The sequence below is a fragment of the Bacillus sp. 16GRE42 genome (assembly GCF_019837435.1).
GTDB lineage: Bacteria > Bacillota > Bacilli > Bacillales > Bacillaceae_G > Bacillus_A > Bacillus_A wiedmannii.
Genome location: NZ_JADAXF010000002.1, coordinates 431,463 through 448,524 on the forward strand (window position 1 = coordinate 431,463; position 17,062 = coordinate 448,524).

Sequence of the window (17,062 nt, forward strand, 5' to 3'; positions counted from 1 at the left end):
TTCCTTTTAAAAAAGAGATGTCCCAATTTCGGACATCTCTTTTTATAATAAAGGTGATAATAATCGATACGTCGATTCAACAATTCGTCTATGAAGACGCCTTTTATGAAAACGATCGACATGAATTTCACTTGATTCTTCTATATCCTCTTTATAATCTTGAACAAGTTTTCGAATGCTGTCTGTATCATATAAAAAGGCATTTACTTCAAAGTTCAAATGAAAACTTCTCATATCCATATTAGCAGTCCCAATTGAAGCTAAATCAGAATCCACAATGACAACTTTACTATGGAGAAAACCTTTTTCGTATTCATATATCTTTACCCCTGCATCTAAAAGCTCTGGGAAGTACGATCTCGATGCGTAAAAGACGGTGCGCTTATCAGGCTTACTTGGCATTAACAAACGGACATCAATACCAGCAAGTGCCGCTACCTTTAATGCGGATAAAATATCATCATCCGGAATGAAATACGGCGTCGCAATCCAAATGGATTTCCGCGCAGAAGCAATCATGGCAAAGTATAAATGTTTAATTGTTTCCCATTTATTATCTGGTCCACCTGCAACGAGCTGTACGCCTCCCCAATGATCACCCTCAACTGCTTTCGCTTGTAAATATTCAGGGGCCAGCACAGCCTCACCAGTCATATAAAACCAATCTTGAAGGAAAATAAGTTGCAAGCTTTGAACAGCTTCACCACGCAAATATAAATGCGTGTCTCGCCAAAAACCGAAATATTTATCCTTTCCTAAATATTCATCACCAATATTTAATCCACCGACAAACCCTTCGTTTCCATCAATAATAACGATTTTCCGGTGGTTTCGATAATTAATCTTATCGTTTAAAATCGGAAAGCGCACAGGGAAAAACGGAATCATTTCTACTCCTGCATCATTCAATTCTTCAATATATGAATTCGATAATCTAAAACTTCCAACCGCATCATATAAAAAACGAACGACAACACCTTCTTTTGATTTCTGTATTAAAATATCTTTAATTTCTGTTCCAAGCTTATCATCACGCACAATGTAATATTCCATATGAATGTGGTGTTTCGCTCGTTTTAATCCATCTAAAATGGCCTGAAACGTTTCATCTCCATTTGTTAATGTTCTCGTTTCAGTTTGAAATGAAATATTTAAAGCGCCTAAGCGGTCCGCTAAACGAAATAACAGCTCTTGATGCTTATGATTGCGCAAAATCCGTTCTTCGTAATCTTCATGCCCCTTATATTGTAAAAATGCTTGTTCATCGAGCAACGCCTTCTTTTGGAACATTCTCTTCCTCCGAAAGTTCTGTCCAAATAATAAATAAGCGAAGAATCCAAATACCGGAAAAATACCTAACACAATGAGCCATGTAAGTGTTTTAGACGGATGACGGTTCTCTAAGAAAATAACGCAGCCAATTAAAAATGCAGACACCGTAAATAAAATACTAATAATACCTAAAATCGAAACATCTTTTATCCCAATTACATCCGAATAAAATGCTACATCAATAAACATACGTAACGAAACAAATAATGCGAACAATAGTAGAACAAAGAAAATCAACTTTAATGTATTTTTCATCTCTTACCTCCTTACTAAGAAAGCTTTCCTATTCTTCATATAAAAAGCCGATTTCATACTACAGAAATCGGCCTACGTTTTAGCAGGAAAATTATTGCGAATTGTTTCAAGCGCACGCTCTTTCACAATTTGTTTCCCATACTCACTTACACGATGAATTGTTAAAGTTGATTCTTCTCCGTATTCTAAAACAATACTTAAAATACGATCAATTTCTTCTTCATCATGTAGCACTTCATCGAATTCCACATATACATAATAGCGGTTCTCAAATGAATACAGCTCATCTTTTATATCTTCAAAGATAAGACGGTGGCTTAATGAAATGACATCTTCAAAATCATTAAACTTAATTAAAAAGCCAAACGTACCATCTTCGTTAAAGTTTGTTCCTGCTTGTTCTTCTACCTCTTCCACTAATTCTTGCTGGAATAATGATTCAATGCCTTCATCTAGAGGAATGTCTATAATTTTATCTACACCTATTGGTAGTTCTAGCTTTTGTCCATCCTTTGAAAGCTCTGCTTTCGTTACAAGTACTTCAATCCCTTTATCGACTGCTTGCACTTGAATCCATAACGGTCCATCAATAAAGAAATCATCATGATCACGAGCTTCGTCCATCATCTCCCAAAAGAGCTCTTCACTTCGTTCGCGGTCATACCAAATTTCTTCACGATTAAACCCTCTATCCTCTATATCAATGTACGTAATAAAAAATTTCATCGTATGGTCATTAATTCTTTCAATATCCAAAATACAACTCTCCCTTCCTGCTTAGAATTGTTATGAAGGGATTCCCCACTCATATGACAAATCAATAGATTCTTGTACTCTCATTTTATGATAAGATTCTCCAGAATGGAAATAAAATCGATTTATTTTACAAAAATAGTTATATGCCTATCTTCATTCGACCACCTACACAAATATATCATTATAGCGATTTCTCACTTATGAAAAATTTGGACATACATTTCCACCCTCCCCCGTACACTGTAATAAAGTGAAACTTTTATTAGAGAAGATTATTTAGTCTCTCTTCACCACATACATACAGTTCGCTTATTAAAACTTCATAAATGGAGGCAGACGAATGGACTTAGAGTTTTTAACATCTGTACTAATGATTGTCGGTATCGATGTTGTATTAGGTGGTGACAACGCAATCGTCATCGCACTAGCTAGCCGAAATTTACCTGAATCGAAACGAAATAAAGCCATTTTGATTGGTACTCTTTTAGCAATCGTACTAAGAATTATCCTTACTATACTAGCTGTCTATTTACTCGACATTCCATTTCTACAACTTACCGGGGGCGTTTTACTTACATTAATTGCAGTGAATTTACTAACTGATAATAGCAACGATCTTTCTGCTATTCAGGGGAAAACAACTTTATTTCAAGCTGTGCGTACAATTGTATTCGCGGATCTCGTTATGGGGTTTGATAACGTTATTGCCATTGCAGGTGCAGCTCACGGAAGATTTTTACTCGTAATAATCGGCTTACTCATTTCTATCCCGATTATTATTTGGGGTAGCAAACTTATTTTAATACTTATGGAACGCTTTCCATTCCTCATTTATTGCGGAGCAGCGATTCTCGCCTATACAGCAGGAAAAATGGTTACACATGAAGACAGGCTTGCAACGTTCTTTCATAATAATCCAAATTTCACCACAAGCATGCCTTTCTTATTCATTTTCACTGTTCTATGCATCGGTATTATCGTGCAACAAGTTCGATTACGAAACGTGAAACATTAAAAAAAACCTTCTACTATATAATAGGTAGAAGGTTTTCATATTATTATAATTAATTTACAAGACGCTGTGCTTCACGTAATTGGAACGTTCTTACTGTACGTGGTAAGAAACGGCGGATTTCGTCTTCATTGTAACCTACTTGAAGGCGTTTCTCGTCAATCATAATTGGACGACGTAAAATCCCTGGATAGTCACGAATCATCTTATATAAATCTTGAAGTGGTAAAGACTCTAAATTTACATTTAATTCTTGGAAAACTTTTGAACGAGTAGAAATAATCTCATCCGTTCCGCTTTCTGTCATACGTAAAATCTCTTTAATTTCCTCAATCGTTAATGGATCTGAGAAAATATTACGTTCTGTATAAGGAATATGATTTTCCTCTAGCCATAATTTCGCCTTTCTACAAGACGTACAGCTTGGAGAACTATATAATGTTACCATACAAAGCTCACTCTCCTTAAAGAGTACAAATTCTGTACTAATTACAGTTTAAATTTCTAAATTCAGCAATTTTTTACGATACCTTGTCTTATAACAAAGTGCAAAAAATCGCATTTCATGTAAGCAACAACTTTTAGCAAACAACAATTACTTTTAATAAGTAACTTCTATAATCATTATACAATAGATTTTGCAAGAAATATACAGTAAATTTCCTTCTAATTGAGAAAACTCATCCGTGTATTCCACTGCTATGTAACATAATTACACTAACTTCAGCTGTACTTGAACAATAACCTTCAACCCTCTTAATACTGGCTTGTCATAGATTTTTCATGTGATATACAGTTATTTCCCCATAATCTTCTCTATGAAAAAGAGAACGTTTTCTTACCTTTTCTTGATAAATCAATTAAGAAATGTAAGACTATACAAGTGAGAATCAAAAGGAACACTTGTTCTTATTTTAACAAACATCCTCATCCATGTCTATACGATTTCTAAAATAAATCAATTATTTTTCTGACATTTCTTTCTTTTTTATCTTTTATCTCATACAATAAACATACAGACAGGCAAAGGGGGAATTTTCAAATGATTGCTTTTTTTATTGATTTTGTCACTGTTGCTGCCCTCATCATCGGAATCACAGCATTGATTGGTGTCATTACAAATAGCATTGGTGAAAAACTCTTTGGCGGAAAAGAAAAGATGAAGTTTGTTAATAAAAGTTTGGATGTACAATCCGGCTGGAACCAAGTTGGCGGGAAAGGTATTTATAAGAAACGTACGTATTAAAAAAAGCAGGTAATCACCTGCTTTTTTCTTATTTCTCTACTGACGCCCATTTAAAGCTTAAATCGCCGCCATATTTATGGTTGTACATATTTTTAATTGATTCTCTTTGTAAGTATGCTCTACCACGTTGATATACTGGAACAATCGCAGCATCATCAAGTAACATTTTCTCTGCTTCCAGTAAGTTTTTCCAACGAGCATTTACATCACTTCCATCTTTCTTCGCTTTCATGATAATTTCATCATATTTCGGATTAGAGTATTTCATTTTATTTTGTGATCCGTCCGTTACGAACATATCAAGGTATGTAACTGGATCTGGGAAGTCTGCACTCCATCCAGAGAATGACATCACATAATCGCCCGCATCTTCTAGTTTTAGTTTTTGCGCAAATGGTTGTTGTTTAATTTTCACTGTTAAACCTGGTAAATTCTTTTCTAATTCACCTTTTAAATATTCACCTGTTTTCTTCGATAATTCAACATCTTCATTTAATAACTCTAATTCGATTTCATTTTTACCAAGCTCTTTTTTACCAGCTTCCCAATATTTCTTCGCTTCTTTCACGTTTGGTTTTACAATATCTCCATTTACAGCACGGAAGTCTTTCTTATCTGGCCCTTTAATGAAGTTATCAGGAATTAATCCTGTTGCTGGCTTAGAACCGTTATTTAATAATGTATCAACGAACGGCTTACGTTCAAAAGCAAGTGAAATTGCTTTACGAATATTTTTATTTGCTAAAGCTGGGTCTTTTTGATTTAAACGAAGGAAGAATACAGATGTATCTTCTACTGTTTGGAAATCTGGTTTTCCTTTATATTTATCGATGAACTCTGCTAATAACGTCGCTCGATCGACTGCGTTTGTTTCATATAAATTAATTGGCGTAGACGTATCTTTTACAATATTAAAGTTTACTTCCTCAATCTTCACTTCTTTATTGTCCCAATATGACGCGCTCTTTGTCATTTTAAAGCTACGTTCATGTTGCCAATCACTTAATGTAAATGGCCCGTTATAAAGTGTTGTATTCGCTTCCAAACCAAACTTCGTACCTTGCTCTTTCACAAACTTTTCATTCACAGGATAGAAGATTGGATATACCATTAAATCTACAAGGTATGGAATTGAATTGTCTAATTCCACTTCTAATGTATGATCATCAATCGCTTTTACGCCTAATTGATCTGGACTCATCTCTTTTTTATTAATTTTCTCTGCATTTTTTATATCATACATAATGTACGCTGATTTCGCAGCTGTATCTGGGTTAATCGCTCTTTGCCATGCGTATACGAAATCCTTCGCCGTCACAGGTTCACCATTTGACCATTTTGCGTCTTCACGTAATTTAAATGTATATTTTTTACCGTCTTCTGACTTTTGGAATTCCTTCGCTACACCAGGAACTAGCTTATCATCTTTTCCTAAACTGTATAAGCCTTCCATCGTATTAGTCATTACTCTTGAAGAAACTGCATCAGCTGATAACGCTGGATCCATCGTTGGAATTTCTTGTGTTTCAATTAAGTTAATAACTTGCTTTGCACCGCTTTTCCCGCTATCCCCTTTTGCGTTCGCTTGCGGCTCATCTTTTTGGTAGCTACATGCCCCTAACATCATGCTCATCGCTACTGTTGATACTACAAAAACTGGCATCTTTTTTTTCATACTTCCACCCTCCACAAAAAATGTTAGCCCTTTCATTTTCAAACAAAAAGAAATATATATATGTTCTAATAATTCATATTATACACACAAATATATTTTTTGTATATTTATATTTCTATTTCATTAAAATTTTCTGTTAAAAAATAAACCTTTGTAAACGTTTTATATTGCCGTTTTTCCTTACTTAAGTGTTAAAAATAACTATTTTTATATTTTTCTAAATTATCAGAGAAAAATATAATTTATATCTTATAATACTTTAGCATAATTATCCCCCTCTTTTTATCATAAAATAGTGCTACCTTCATATTAAAGATATGTAGGTTAAAATGAGTGCAAAGGATAAGAAAGTATGTTACGATACACTTTGCTAAAAATAGATATCGGTAAAGAGGGGACGGGACATGACAGCAATTCAAGCAAAAAACGGGCCGACAGAGAAATTAAGTTTATTCTTATTAACATGGCCTATTTTTCTAGAAGTTTTTCTATTTATGTTAATGGGGATCGCTGATACTTTCATGTTAAGTGCATTATCAGACGATGCTGTATCCGGGGTTGGTGCAGCGAATCAATACCTCCATATCGCTATTTTGGTACTTGAAGTCATCGGGAACGGCGCAGCTATCGTCGTATCTCAATACCTCGGTTCCAAACGTTTTATGGAAGCATCAAAAATATCAGCTTTAGCCGTCACATTAAATTTAGTGGTCGGACTCATTATAAGCGCTGGTTTTCTATTATTTTCAAAACATATGATGATGGCAATGAACTTACAAGGCGATGTACTCATGTATGCGCAAGGCTATTTATCCATCGTCGGAGGCGCTATTTTCCTTCAAGCTATTATTAATTCATTAGCCGCAATTATCCGCGTACATGGCTTCACAAAGCAAGCGATGTTTATTTCACTTGGAATGAATATTATTCATATCGCTGGAAACTACGTACTCATTTTTGGGAAATTTGGTTTCCCAGAGCTCGGTGTACAAGGGGCTGCCATTTCTTCTGCTGTCAGCAGATTAATCGCACTTATCGTTTTCTTCTGGTTACTGTACCGCGTTATGGAATACCGTGTGAAATTACAATATTACTTCACCTTATCTAAAGAATACATCGGGAAAATTTTAAAGATCGGGATTCCATCTGCATTTGAGCAGGTTATGTATCAAGCTTGCCAAATTGTCTTCTTATACTATGCAACATACTTAGGAACGGAATCATTAGCGGCTAGACAATACGCTACGAACATTTCTATGTTCACTTATTTATTTGCTATTGCGATCGGTATGGGAACAGCCATTATTATCGGACGCCTCGTTGGCGGTGGCGAAAAAGATGAAGCGTATGAACGCGTATGGAAAAGTGTGAAATGGGCTATTGGCGTCACTTTATGTATGGTCGCTCTCGTTATTACATTCCGCACACAATTAATGGGGCTATTTACAGATAATCCGCACATTATTACATTAGGTGCGTCAGTTCTTTTACTAAGTGTCCTACTAGAAACAGGGCGTACAATGAACATTGTCATCATCAATTCACTTCGTGCAGCTGGTGATGCAAAGTACCCTGTTTTAATCGGTGCATTCTCTATGGTATTAATGAGTTTGCCACTCGGTTACTTTTTCGCCTTCCATTTAGATATGGGGCTCGTTGGTATTTGGCTAGCGATTGCTATCGATGAATGGACACGTGCCATCATTATGTTCTTCCGCTGGAAAAGTAGAGCGTGGGAACGTTATGCACTCGTTAAACCTGCAGAACAAGAGGAGAGTGTTTCTGTTCAGGCACAGTAATACTCCTTTAATTAAGGTGTATTCATTGGTAAAGGAAACTTATATCTGCGATTCTTTAAATATATCGACTTACCAAGAAATGTTGACAAATCTATTATATAGTAGAAAAAAAGCCAATCTTCCGTAACGGAAGATTGGCTTTTTTATTATTGATAAATCTCTTTATATTTCTTATACTCTGCTTCAGAACATAATACGAAATGTCCTGGGCGAATTTCACGCATTGTTGGTGCTTCACTACCATAATCATGTTGTGATGGATCGTATACGATACGTTTACGATTGCGCTCATAATCTGGATCTGGAAGCGGAATTGCTGATAATAGTGATTTCGTATATGGATGAATTGGATTCGCATATAACTCTTCACTTGTTGTTAGCTCAACGATTTGACCACGGTACATTACGCCGATGCGATCACTAATGTATTTTACCATTGATAAATCATGGGCAATGAATAAGTATGTTAAACCTTTTTCCTTTTGTAACTTTTTCAGTAAGTTTACAACTTGCGCCTGGATTGATACGTCAAGTGCTGAGATTGGCTCATCGGCAATGATAAATTCAGGTTCTACAGCAAGTGCACGAGCAATACCGATACGTTGACGTTGTCCACCTGAGAATTCATGCGGGAAACGGTTTGCGTGCTCTTTATTTAAACCAACTGTGTTTAATAATTCATGAACACGGTCCATACGCTCTTTTTTGCCTTTTGCTAGTCCGTGAATATCAATACCTTCTGCAATAATATCCCCTACTGTCATACGAGGGTTTAATGATGCATATGGATCTTGGAAAATCATTTGCATTTTACGGTTGAACTTCTTCAGCTCTGCGCGAGATTTTTTACCATGTACATTTTCACCATCGAACAACACTTCACCAGCAGTTGCATCATATAAACGAATAATCGTTCTTCCAGTTGTTGATTTACCACAACCTGATTCTCCTACAAGACCAAATGTTTCTCCGCGATAAATATCAAATGAAATATCATTAACCGCTTTGACAACACCACCACTCACGTCGAAGTGCTGCTTTACATTTTTTACTTCAATTAATTTCTCACGTTGTTTAGTCATGTTGTTCACCTGCTTTCATTTGAAGAATGCGTTTTTCAACAACTGCCGGCGGTCTTACTTCTGGAGCTTGCTCGTGAAGTAACCAAGTTGCCGCATAGTGTGTATCACTTACTTTAAATAAAGGTGGGTCCATTTCAAAATCAATTTTCAGTGCCTGTGGGTTACGTGGTGCAAAAGCATCTCCCTTTGGCGGCTTTAATAAATCTGGAGGCGTTCCAGGGATTGCATATAACTCTTCTTCTGAACCATCTAAACTTGGCATAGATGCGATTAAGCCCCAAGTGTACGGATGTTTTGGATTGTAGAAAATTTCATCAACCGTTCCAATTTCAACAACTTTACCAGCGTACATAACTGCTACGCGGTCCGCAACGTTTGCCACTACACCTAAGTCATGCGTAATGAAAATGATTGCCGCTTCTGTTTTTTGCTGAATGTCTTTCATAAGCTCTAAAATTTGCGCCTGAATTGTAACGTCTAGCGCTGTTGTCGGCTCATCGGCAATTAATAATTTTGGGTTACAAGCTAACGCCATCGCAATAACTACACGCTGTCTCATACCACCTGAGAATTGGTGAGGATATTGTTTTAAGCGCGCTTCTGGATTTGGAATACCTACAAGGTCGATTAATTCTAACGCAACTTTACGTGCATCTGCTTTACTCATCCCTTGGTGTTTAATAAGGCCTTCCATAATTTGATTTCCAATTGTCATCGTTGGGTTTAATGATGTCATTGGATCTTGGAAAATCATCGCGATATCTTTCCCGCGCACTTGTTGCATTTCTTTTTCTGTTAATTTCGTTAAGTCACGACCTTCAAATACGATTTCACCGTTTTTAATACGTCCTGGAGGATTCGGAATTAATCCCATTAACGCTTTAGAAGTAACTGATTTACCAGAACCAGATTCTCCTACAATCGCTAATGTTTCTCCTTTTTTCAAATCAAAAGTAACACCGCGTACAGCTTGTACTTCACCTGCATGTGTATCAAAGGAGACTTGCAAATCTTTTACCTCTAGCAATGTTTTCATTTTTACTTCTCCCCTCTTTTACTTACGCATTTTTGGATCTAACGCGTCGCGTAATCCGTCTGCCATTAAGTTGAATGCTAAGATTAACATACTGATGACAACCGCTGGGATGAACATCATATGTGGATACGTTTGAATTGATTTATAGCCATCGTTTACAAGAGAACCAAGTGATGCGAATGGTGGCTGAATACCTAAACCGATGAAGCTTAAGAACGCCTCACCAAACACTGCTGTTGGAATTGTAAACATTGTCATTACGATAATTGGTCCCATTACGTTCGGGATTAAGTGTTTTACAATTAATTGTGTGTTTGTTGCACCTAATGTACGAGATGCTAATACATATTCTTGATTTTTTAATTTCAGGATTTGTCCACGAACGATACGCGACATCCCTATCCAACCTGTAATCGCCATTGCTAGTGTAATTGACCATATACCAGATCCCATAATGATTACCATTAAAATAACGATGATTAAGTATGGAATACCGTTAATAATCTCCATAATACGTTGCATAATATTATCTACTCTACCGCCATAGAACGCTGAAATACCTCCATAAGCAACCCCAATTACTAAGTCAATCGCCGCTGCTAAAAGAGCGATATATAACGATACGCGTGTACCTTCCCATGTTCTTGTCCATAAATCACGTCCAAGATCATCTGTACCAAACCAGAAATACTCTTTAATGTCACGTTTTTCATATTGGTCAACACCATATTGATCTGTACCGTCAAATGGTAGCCAATGAACATTTTCAATAACAGGAATTTTCGGTGGTAATTTCGCACGACCTAAGTCTTGTTCTTTATAAGAATGCTTACTTACCATCGGTCCTAAAACTGCTAGTAATATAATAAACGCTAATAAAATGAAACCGAACATTGCCCCTTTATGTTGGAACAAACGTCTTCTTACATCTTGCCAAAACGTTAAGCTTGGACGGGCAATGACTTCATTATCAACATTATTTTGATTGGCTTGTTGAAATAAATCTGGAGATAATTTTTGTACATCTTTCATCATTTTTTCCCTCCCGCTAAACGAATACGAGGATCAATAATTCCGTATAAAATATCAACAATGAAAATAACTAAGATGAAAATCGCACTATAGAAAATTGTAGTTCCCATAATAACTGTATAGTCATTCACTGTAATAGATTTAACGAACTGTTCCCCCAGTCCTGGTACAGCATATATTTGCTCAATAACTAATGTCCCTGTAATTAATCCTGCAACCATTGGTCCTAGAATTGTTACAACTGGAATTAATGCGTTACGAAGCGCGTGTTTAATAATGATAACGCCTTGGCTAATCCCTTTCGCTTTCGCTGTTAAAATGTAGTCAGCTTGCATAACTTCAATTAACTCTGCACGAGCAAAACGTGCGATTGTTGCGATAACTGCCATCGATAAAGCGATTGTAGGCATTACTGTAAACTCTGGTCCTTTCCAGAATGCTACTGGGAACCATCCGAGTTTTACCCCTACGAAATATTGTAGTAATGCAGCAAATACGAACGATGGTACCGACATCCCGAGTACGGAAATAATTGTCGCCCCATAATCGACCCACGTGTTGTTACGAAGTGCCGCAATGATTCCTAAAATTAAACCGATAAATGTTCCTAATATAATCGCTTGTAAACCAAGTTGCGCTGATGGTCCAATACGATCCACAATCATATCTGTTACTGGACGGTTATCATATTGGAATGATACCCCTAAATCACCTTTTGCTAAGTTACCTAAGTAACGTGCATATTGAACTGGTACTGGATCATTTAAACCATATTTTTCAAGAATGATTTCTTTTTGTGCCGGTGATAGTTTCTCCTGGTTTTTAAGCGGAGAACCCGGAAGTAATTTCATCAAAAAGAAAGTCAGTGTAGTAATTAAAAATAATGTCAAAGCCATGTACACGAAACGTTTTAATACATAACGTCCCATAGTCAAGCACCTCCCCGTTTTTCTCAAAAGCAATAAGATAGTTTAAAATATTCTTACTTTTATTTTTTTAAAATAAGAGCATATGCCCATCATAGGCATATACCCTTATTCATGATGGAAACCATTTTTAGTTTTTGAGTTCAACCCACTTATAGCTAAATTCTCCGCCATATTTATGTTCTAATATGCCAGTAATTGAGCCACGTTGTAAATAAGCTTTTCCTGGTTGATATACTGGAGCAATCGCTGCATCTTCAAGCAGTTGTTTTTCTGCTTGTAATAATGCATCCCAGCGAACTTGTACATCAACTTCTGTTTTCGCTTTTTTAATTAAATCATCATACGCTGCATTTGCGTAATTTACTTTGTTTTGCGCATTACCTGTCGTATACATTTCAAGGAATGACATTGGATCCATATAATCTGGACTCCATCCCGCGTATGACATTGCGTAATCTCCACTTGCTTCAAGTTTTAATTTTTGTGCAAATGGCTGCATTTTTGTTGAAACTGTTAAACCTGGTAAGTTCTTTTCAAATTGGCCTTTTAAATACTCTCCAATTTTTTTAGCATCATCAGTATCAAAGTTTAATAGCTCTAACTCTACTTTGTCTACACCAAGTTCTTTTTTACCAGTTTCCCAGTATTTTTGAGCTTCTTTAGTATCCTCTTTTATAAGCTTTCCGTTCTCTTCACGGAAGTCTTTTCCATTCGGACCTTTTGCTAAGCCTTTCGGAACAAAACCATATATCCCCTCTGAACCATCGTTTAAGATCACTTTTCCGATATTTTCACGTTCAAAGGACATTGCAATTGCTTTTCGGATATTTTTATTTGCTAAAAATTTATTCTTTTCATTTAAGCGAATAAATTGTGTAGATGGTCTCTTAATCGTTTTAAAGTCAGCATCTGATTTGTATTTATCTACAAACTCTGATGTTAACACGACACGATCAATCGCTTTCGTTTCATATAAATTTATAGCAGTTGAACGATCCTTAACAATATTGAAGTTTATTTCCTCAAGTTTTACTTCTTTATTTTCCCAATACGTTGGATTTTTCTTAAGTTGGAAACTTTGTTCATGCTTCCATTCATTTAATACGAATGGACCATTATAAAGTGTCGTATTGGATTCTAATCCAAATTTTGCTCCTTGTTCTGTTACAAACTTCTCATTCAAAGGATACAATGTTGGATAGACTGTTAAACTTACAAAATAAGGAACAGGGTTATCTAATTCCACTTCAAGTGTATGATCATCAATTGCCTTTACACCAAGTTCTTCAACTGGTAATTCTTTTTTGTTAATTTTCTCCGCATTTTTAACATCAAATAGTATGTAAGCAAACTTGGCACCCGTGTTTGAATCTACAGCTCTTCGCCAAGAATAAACGAAGTCTTTTGCTGTTACAGGTTCACCATTAGACCATTTCGCATCTTCACGTAACTTAAATACATACTTTTTGCCATCCTCTGATTTCTCATAAGATTTAGCGACACCTGGAACAAGCTTATCGTCTTTACCCAGACGATATAATCCTTCCATTGTATTATTCATGATGTTAGAAGATGTTGCATCTGTTGATAACGTCGTATCCATAGTTGGGATTTCAGCTGTCTCGGTTAGATTTAAAACTTGCTTGTTTGAGGATTTTTCTTTTGCGCCTGCTTTATTATCCTCTTTTTGGTAACTACAAGCTCCTAACATACTGACAGTCAACGTCGATGCAAGTAATAACGGTATCTTTTTCTTCATGTTGTGTTGCCTCCCCTAATTGCACTTCCTGTACCCTCACTTGTAAAAATGTAGAATTGAAAGAATAATCTCCAAGTTTCTACAATTTTCATTATACATATAATATAACAATTGTGAATATAGTTTTTTGTTTTTTTGTTAAAATTTTTAATAAAATGTTTATTTTTTTATTTTTTTGTAAAGGGATACGTTAACATTGCTACCATCATCTTGAAATCAGACCTTTAATTGCGTATAATTTTCAAAAAATTAATTCTAGTACATATTATAGCTTTTATAGTATAATAATTCTAGTAATATTTTGACGGAGGGGAACATTTTGAATAAAGTTTTTTTTCATACTTGTATACTAATTTTCATAGCGATAATTGCTTCTAGTATTGGCGCATTCCTCGTTTCATCGCAATTTTTGTTGAATTTTGTCAATATATCGTTTTATGTCGCACTATTTTTTATTCTTATAGGCGGTTTTTTATTCATATTTCAAAATGGATTTTTTAACGTAACAATTTACGCCTTCCAAAGAGTATTTGGTACGAACAAAAAAATTGAGTCTTTAATTGAAGAAGTAGAGGAACCTGTCGATAAGAAAGAACGTATTTATAAAACATATTCATTCAAATGGACGTATCCAATTTGCATTACCGGTATCGTTCTTGGGTTGTTCTCGACCCTCATTAGCTTTACTATTTTGATGTAGTTTGCAAACACTATCCCATATGATATAATAATCAGCAAAACATTTTGTTATAAAACTTTAGTTCTTTCATATTAAAGGAGCTTAGGTAACAATAAATACATTTATATGTATGCGATGATAAAGAAGAGTACATATTGAGGCAATTTCAGAGAGCTTGTGGCTGGTGTGAACAAGTAATTGCGCAGTATGGAATGGGCTTTTGAGCACCAAACCGAACCGAAAGTAGTAGGCTTTGGCGTTATATCCAAACGTTATTATGGATTAGAGAGATTTCACAGTAGTGAAATAATTAGGGTGGTACCGCGGTCCATTCGTCCCTATAGTTTTTGGGATGAATGGGCTTTTTTGTTTGCCTTCTCTTCCCCATCACGCATTCAAATTTAGGAGGAATTACTTATGTCAGTTATCTTTTCTGGTATTCAGCCGAGTGGAACGATTACACTTGGAAACTATTTAGGAGCTATGAAGCAATTTACAGAGCTTCAAAATGAACACGACTGTTATTTCTGTATTGTAAATCAACATGCGATTACAGTACCTCAAGATCCCGTACAACTTCGTAAAAACATTCGCAGTCTTGCTGCACTTTATGTAGCATGCGGCATCGATCCTGAAAAAGCTACTTTATTTGTACAATCAGAAGTACCAGCACACGCTCAACTAGGATGGATTATGCAATCAGTTGCTTACGTTGGAGAATTAGAGCGTATGACGCAATATAAAGATAAATCTTCTGGTAGAGATTCAGTTCCAGCTGGATTACTAACGTATCCACCATTAATGGCTGCTGATATTTTACTTTACAACACTGAAATCGTACCTGTTGGTGATGATCAAAAGCAACATATGGAATTAACACGCGATCTAGCAGAGCGTTTCAACAAACGCTTCCGTGAAGTGTTCACTGTTCCTGAAATTCGTATTCCAAAAGTAGGAGCTCGCGTTATGTCATTAACAGAACCTACGAAAAAAATGAGTAAATCTGATCCGAATCCAAAGGCAATGATCAGTATGCTTGATGAACCAAAAACAATTGAAAAGAAAATTAAAAGTGCTGTAACTGATTCTGAAGGTATCGTGAAATTTGATAAAGAAAACAAACCTGGAATCTCTAACTTATTAACAATCTACTCTTCATTCTCTGGAAAAACAGTTGAAGAAATAGAAGCAATGTATGAAGGAAAAGGATACGGAGACTTCAAAGGCGACCTAGCACAAGTAGTCGTAGAAGCAATTCGTCCAATTCAAGACAAATATAACGAACTAATCAACTCACCCGAACTAGACGAAATTCTAGACAAAGGTGCAGAAAAAGCAAACCGTGTTGCATTCAAACAACTACGCAAAGTAGAAAATGCAATGGGGTTAAGTAGAAAACGTAGGTAATGTATAAAGCGGAGGCGACTGTTTATCCCTGAAGGCTAAGGTTCTTTCCCACAGAAGGTGCTTTTTACCTTCTCGTGGGGAAGGTTCTTAGACGCGAAGGGCTAGGAGCCGGAGCTGGATTACTACCAAAAGCGGAGGCAGCTCGTTCAGAATGTTCGCTGGATCTAAGTTACAACAAATTAAAAAACCGCCAATTGGCGGTTTTTTAATTTACCTTTTGCTCGTTTTCCATTTCCCATAACTTTTCAAAAAATGGCTGTCCTTTTACGAGACGCTCGCATAATTGTTCGTGCTTCTCAGACCAGCCTGTTTTCGCTTCATCATACAGTTTAGCCCAAATATCTTCAAATTCCATATGTTGAACCATTCCGTATGCTGATGGATCCCACTCTGTGAACCAATAGCGAATTTCTGCTGTGTTTTTCGTTGTATGTAATTGATCTAACGCCATAAATAATAATTGTTTAAGCTGTCTTTCTTTACGAGTTAAGCCATTCATAATGAAAGGTGATGGTGATAAAATATGATGTTCTTTTTCCATTTCTTCTACTTGGAACTCATACTTTTCTGCTTGTACGTTTTCTACCATCTCATATACCATCTGCTCTTGGCGCGGTATAAGTCTGCTCTTTCGAATTGGTACATTGTAACCAATTGTGTCAATCGCAATAATTCCTTTTCCATCTGTAACAACAAAGCAATACTCTTGCTGCAAACGTTCATGATTTTTACGAATATATGCCTTATGATGTACGTCTTCCAACAATTTTTGCGGAAGCTCTAACAATTCGTCCTCGATGTAATGATATAATGTGGCATCTACTTTTAATAATGGCACTTGATCTAATAGCTCAATCGTATCATCTTTCCGCCATTCGTAAAAATGACAAACGTTATACCCATTCTCTTCACCTTCAAACCAATTTACCCATACATCATGTAGATATAACATTCACTACCCCTCACTTCACTACTGTTTGTATCAATCATTATGTTCAATTTTTCTTAACTTTATTCCACCTAAGGAAATATATTCTAATTATTATTTTTTCTTCTATTAATA

At 35.9% G+C, this 17,062-nt stretch carries 16 protein-coding genes and 1 other annotated feature; of the genes, 6 read left to right on the top strand and 10 right to left on the bottom strand.

Going from position 1 to position 17,062, the window contains the following annotated elements:
• Positions 1-42 precede the first annotated feature (42 nt).
• Entirely contained in the window at positions 43-1,587 is a 1,545-nt protein-coding gene (locus tag ILS93_RS14565; protein WP_000799207.1) for a cardiolipin synthase, read from the bottom strand.
• Between the two features lie 72 nt (positions 1,588-1,659).
• Complete coding sequence (mecA, locus tag ILS93_RS14570; RefSeq protein ID WP_000350712.1) at positions 1,660-2,343, bottom strand: adaptor protein MecA; 684 nt, start codon at positions 2,341-2,343, stop codon at positions 1,660-1,662.
• A gap of 340 nt (positions 2,344-2,683) precedes the next feature.
• Between mecA and ILS93_RS14575 the strand changes: the two genes are divergently transcribed.
• On the top strand, positions 2,684-3,358 hold the full coding sequence (locus ILS93_RS14575) for a TerC family protein (protein ID WP_222660762.1): 675 nt from the start codon (positions 2,684-2,686) through the stop codon (positions 3,356-3,358).
• 49 nt (positions 3,359-3,407) lie between these two features.
• Here ILS93_RS14575 and spx read toward each other — a convergent pair whose 3' ends face one another.
• Positions 3,408-3,803, bottom strand: coding sequence for a transcriptional regulator Spx (gene spx / locus ILS93_RS14580; protein ID WP_000258267.1), 396 nt, complete (start codon positions 3,801-3,803; stop codon positions 3,408-3,410).
• A gap of 594 nt (positions 3,804-4,397) precedes the next feature.
• On the opposite strand from spx, the gene ILS93_RS14585 reads away from it, so the two are divergent.
• A complete protein-coding gene (locus ILS93_RS14585) occupies positions 4,398-4,601 on the top strand; it encodes a hypothetical protein (RefSeq protein WP_000559978.1) in 204 nt (67 codons plus the stop codon).
• 28 nt (positions 4,602-4,629) lie between these two features.
• Here ILS93_RS14585 and ILS93_RS14590 read toward each other — a convergent pair whose 3' ends face one another.
• Complete coding sequence (locus tag ILS93_RS14590; protein ID WP_088048326.1) at positions 4,630-6,276, bottom strand: peptide ABC transporter substrate-binding protein; 1,647 nt, start codon at positions 6,274-6,276, stop codon at positions 4,630-4,632.
• Positions 6,277-6,680: 404 nt separating this feature from the next.
• On the opposite strand from ILS93_RS14590, the gene ILS93_RS14595 reads away from it, so the two are divergent.
• Positions 6,681-8,075, top strand: coding sequence for an MATE family efflux transporter (locus tag ILS93_RS14595; RefSeq protein WP_098103598.1), 1,395 nt, complete (start codon positions 6,681-6,683; stop codon positions 8,073-8,075).
• Positions 8,076-8,221: 146 nt separating this feature from the next.
• Here ILS93_RS14595 and ILS93_RS14600 read toward each other — a convergent pair whose 3' ends face one another.
• The 5 genes from ILS93_RS14600 to ILS93_RS14620 form a co-directional block, all read right to left on the bottom strand.
• Positions 8,222-9,157, bottom strand: coding sequence for an ABC transporter ATP-binding protein (locus ILS93_RS14600; RefSeq protein ID WP_064476815.1), 936 nt, complete (start codon positions 9,155-9,157; stop codon positions 8,222-8,224).
• Complete coding sequence (locus ILS93_RS14605; RefSeq protein ID WP_000854348.1) at positions 9,150-10,193, bottom strand: ABC transporter ATP-binding protein; 1,044 nt, start codon at positions 10,191-10,193, stop codon at positions 9,150-9,152. The genes ILS93_RS14600 and ILS93_RS14605 overlap by 8 nt, the downstream gene beginning before the upstream one ends.
• Before the next feature lie 18 nt (positions 10,194-10,211).
• A complete protein-coding gene (opp3C, locus tag ILS93_RS14610) occupies positions 10,212-11,228 on the bottom strand; it encodes an oligopeptide ABC transporter permease (RefSeq protein WP_064476816.1) in 1,017 nt (338 codons plus the stop codon).
• A complete protein-coding gene (gene opp3b / locus ILS93_RS14615) occupies positions 11,225-12,154 on the bottom strand; it encodes an oligopeptide ABC transporter permease (RefSeq protein WP_063224613.1) in 930 nt (309 codons plus the stop codon). The genes opp3C and opp3b overlap by 4 nt, the downstream gene beginning before the upstream one ends.
• A 127-nt stretch (positions 12,155-12,281) precedes the next feature.
• Complete coding sequence (locus ILS93_RS14620) at positions 12,282-13,913, bottom strand: peptide ABC transporter substrate-binding protein (protein WP_222660764.1); 1,632 nt, start codon at positions 13,911-13,913, stop codon at positions 12,282-12,284.
• 319 nt (positions 13,914-14,232) lie between these two features.
• Here ILS93_RS14620 and ILS93_RS14625 point away from each other — a divergent pair, with 319 nt between their 5' ends.
• The 3 genes from ILS93_RS14625 (at position 14,233) to ILS93_RS28710 (ending at position 16,208) form a co-directional block, all read left to right on the top strand.
• Positions 14,233-14,613, top strand: a complete 381-nt coding sequence (locus ILS93_RS14625; RefSeq protein WP_001044992.1) for a DUF3899 domain-containing protein — start codon at positions 14,233-14,235, stop codon at positions 14,611-14,613.
• 105 nt (positions 14,614-14,718) lie between these two features.
• Positions 14,719-14,935 (top strand) — a binding site (T-box leader).
• A 74-nt stretch (positions 14,936-15,009) separates the two neighbouring features.
• Positions 15,010-15,999 (top strand): tryptophan--tRNA ligase, encoded by a 990-nt coding sequence (gene trpS / locus ILS93_RS14630; protein WP_000110999.1) that lies wholly within the window; start codon positions 15,010-15,012, stop codon positions 15,997-15,999.
• 74 nt (positions 16,000-16,073) lie between these two features.
• Positions 16,074-16,208: a hypothetical protein gene (locus ILS93_RS28710; RefSeq protein ID WP_255295184.1), complete on the top strand. Its 135-nt coding sequence runs from the start codon at positions 16,074-16,076 to the stop codon at positions 16,206-16,208.
• Here ILS93_RS28710 and ILS93_RS14635 read toward each other — a convergent pair.
• On the bottom strand, positions 16,205-16,951 hold the full coding sequence (locus ILS93_RS14635; RefSeq protein WP_000966116.1) for a YjbA family protein: 747 nt from the start codon (positions 16,949-16,951) through the stop codon (positions 16,205-16,207). The genes ILS93_RS28710 and ILS93_RS14635 overlap by 4 nt on opposite strands.
• Positions 16,952-17,062 lie beyond the last annotated feature (111 nt).

Coding starts and splice junctions, on each gene's coding strand:
- ILS93_RS14565 (WP_000799207.1), bottom strand. CDS start 1,587: ATGAAAAATACATTAAAGTTGATTTTCTTTGTTCTACTATTGTTCGCA.
- ILS93_RS14575 (WP_222660762.1), top strand. CDS start 2,684: ATGGACTTAGAGTTTTTAACATCTGTACTAATGATTGTCGGTATCGAT.
- spx (WP_000258267.1), bottom strand. CDS start 3,803: ATGGTAACATTATATAGTTCTCCAAGCTGTACGTCTTGTAGAAAGGCG.
- ILS93_RS14585 (WP_000559978.1), top strand. CDS start 4,398: ATGATTGCTTTTTTTATTGATTTTGTCACTGTTGCTGCCCTCATCATC.
- ILS93_RS14590 (WP_088048326.1), bottom strand. CDS start 6,276: ATGAAAAAAAAGATGCCAGTTTTTGTAGTATCAACAGTAGCGATGAGC.
- ILS93_RS14595 (WP_098103598.1), top strand. CDS start 6,681: ATGACAGCAATTCAAGCAAAAAACGGGCCGACAGAGAAATTAAGTTTA.
- ILS93_RS14600 (WP_064476815.1), bottom strand. CDS start 9,157: ATGACTAAACAACGTGAGAAATTAATTGAAGTAAAAAATGTAAAGCAG.
- ILS93_RS14605 (WP_000854348.1), bottom strand. CDS start 10,193: ATGAAAACATTGCTAGAGGTAAAAGATTTGCAAGTCTCCTTTGATACA.
- opp3C (WP_064476816.1), bottom strand. CDS start 11,228: ATGATGAAAGATGTACAAAAATTATCTCCAGATTTATTTCAACAAGCC.
- opp3b (WP_063224613.1), bottom strand. CDS start 12,154: ATGGGACGTTATGTATTAAAACGTTTCGTGTACATGGCTTTGACATTA.
- ILS93_RS14620 (WP_222660764.1), bottom strand. CDS start 13,913: ATGAAGAAAAAGATACCGTTATTACTTGCATCGACGTTGACTGTCAGT.
- trpS (WP_000110999.1), top strand. CDS start 15,010: ATGTCAGTTATCTTTTCTGGTATTCAGCCGAGTGGAACGATTACACTT.
- ILS93_RS14635 (WP_000966116.1), bottom strand. CDS start 16,951: ATGTTATATCTACATGATGTATGGGTAAATTGGTTTGAAGGTGAAGAG.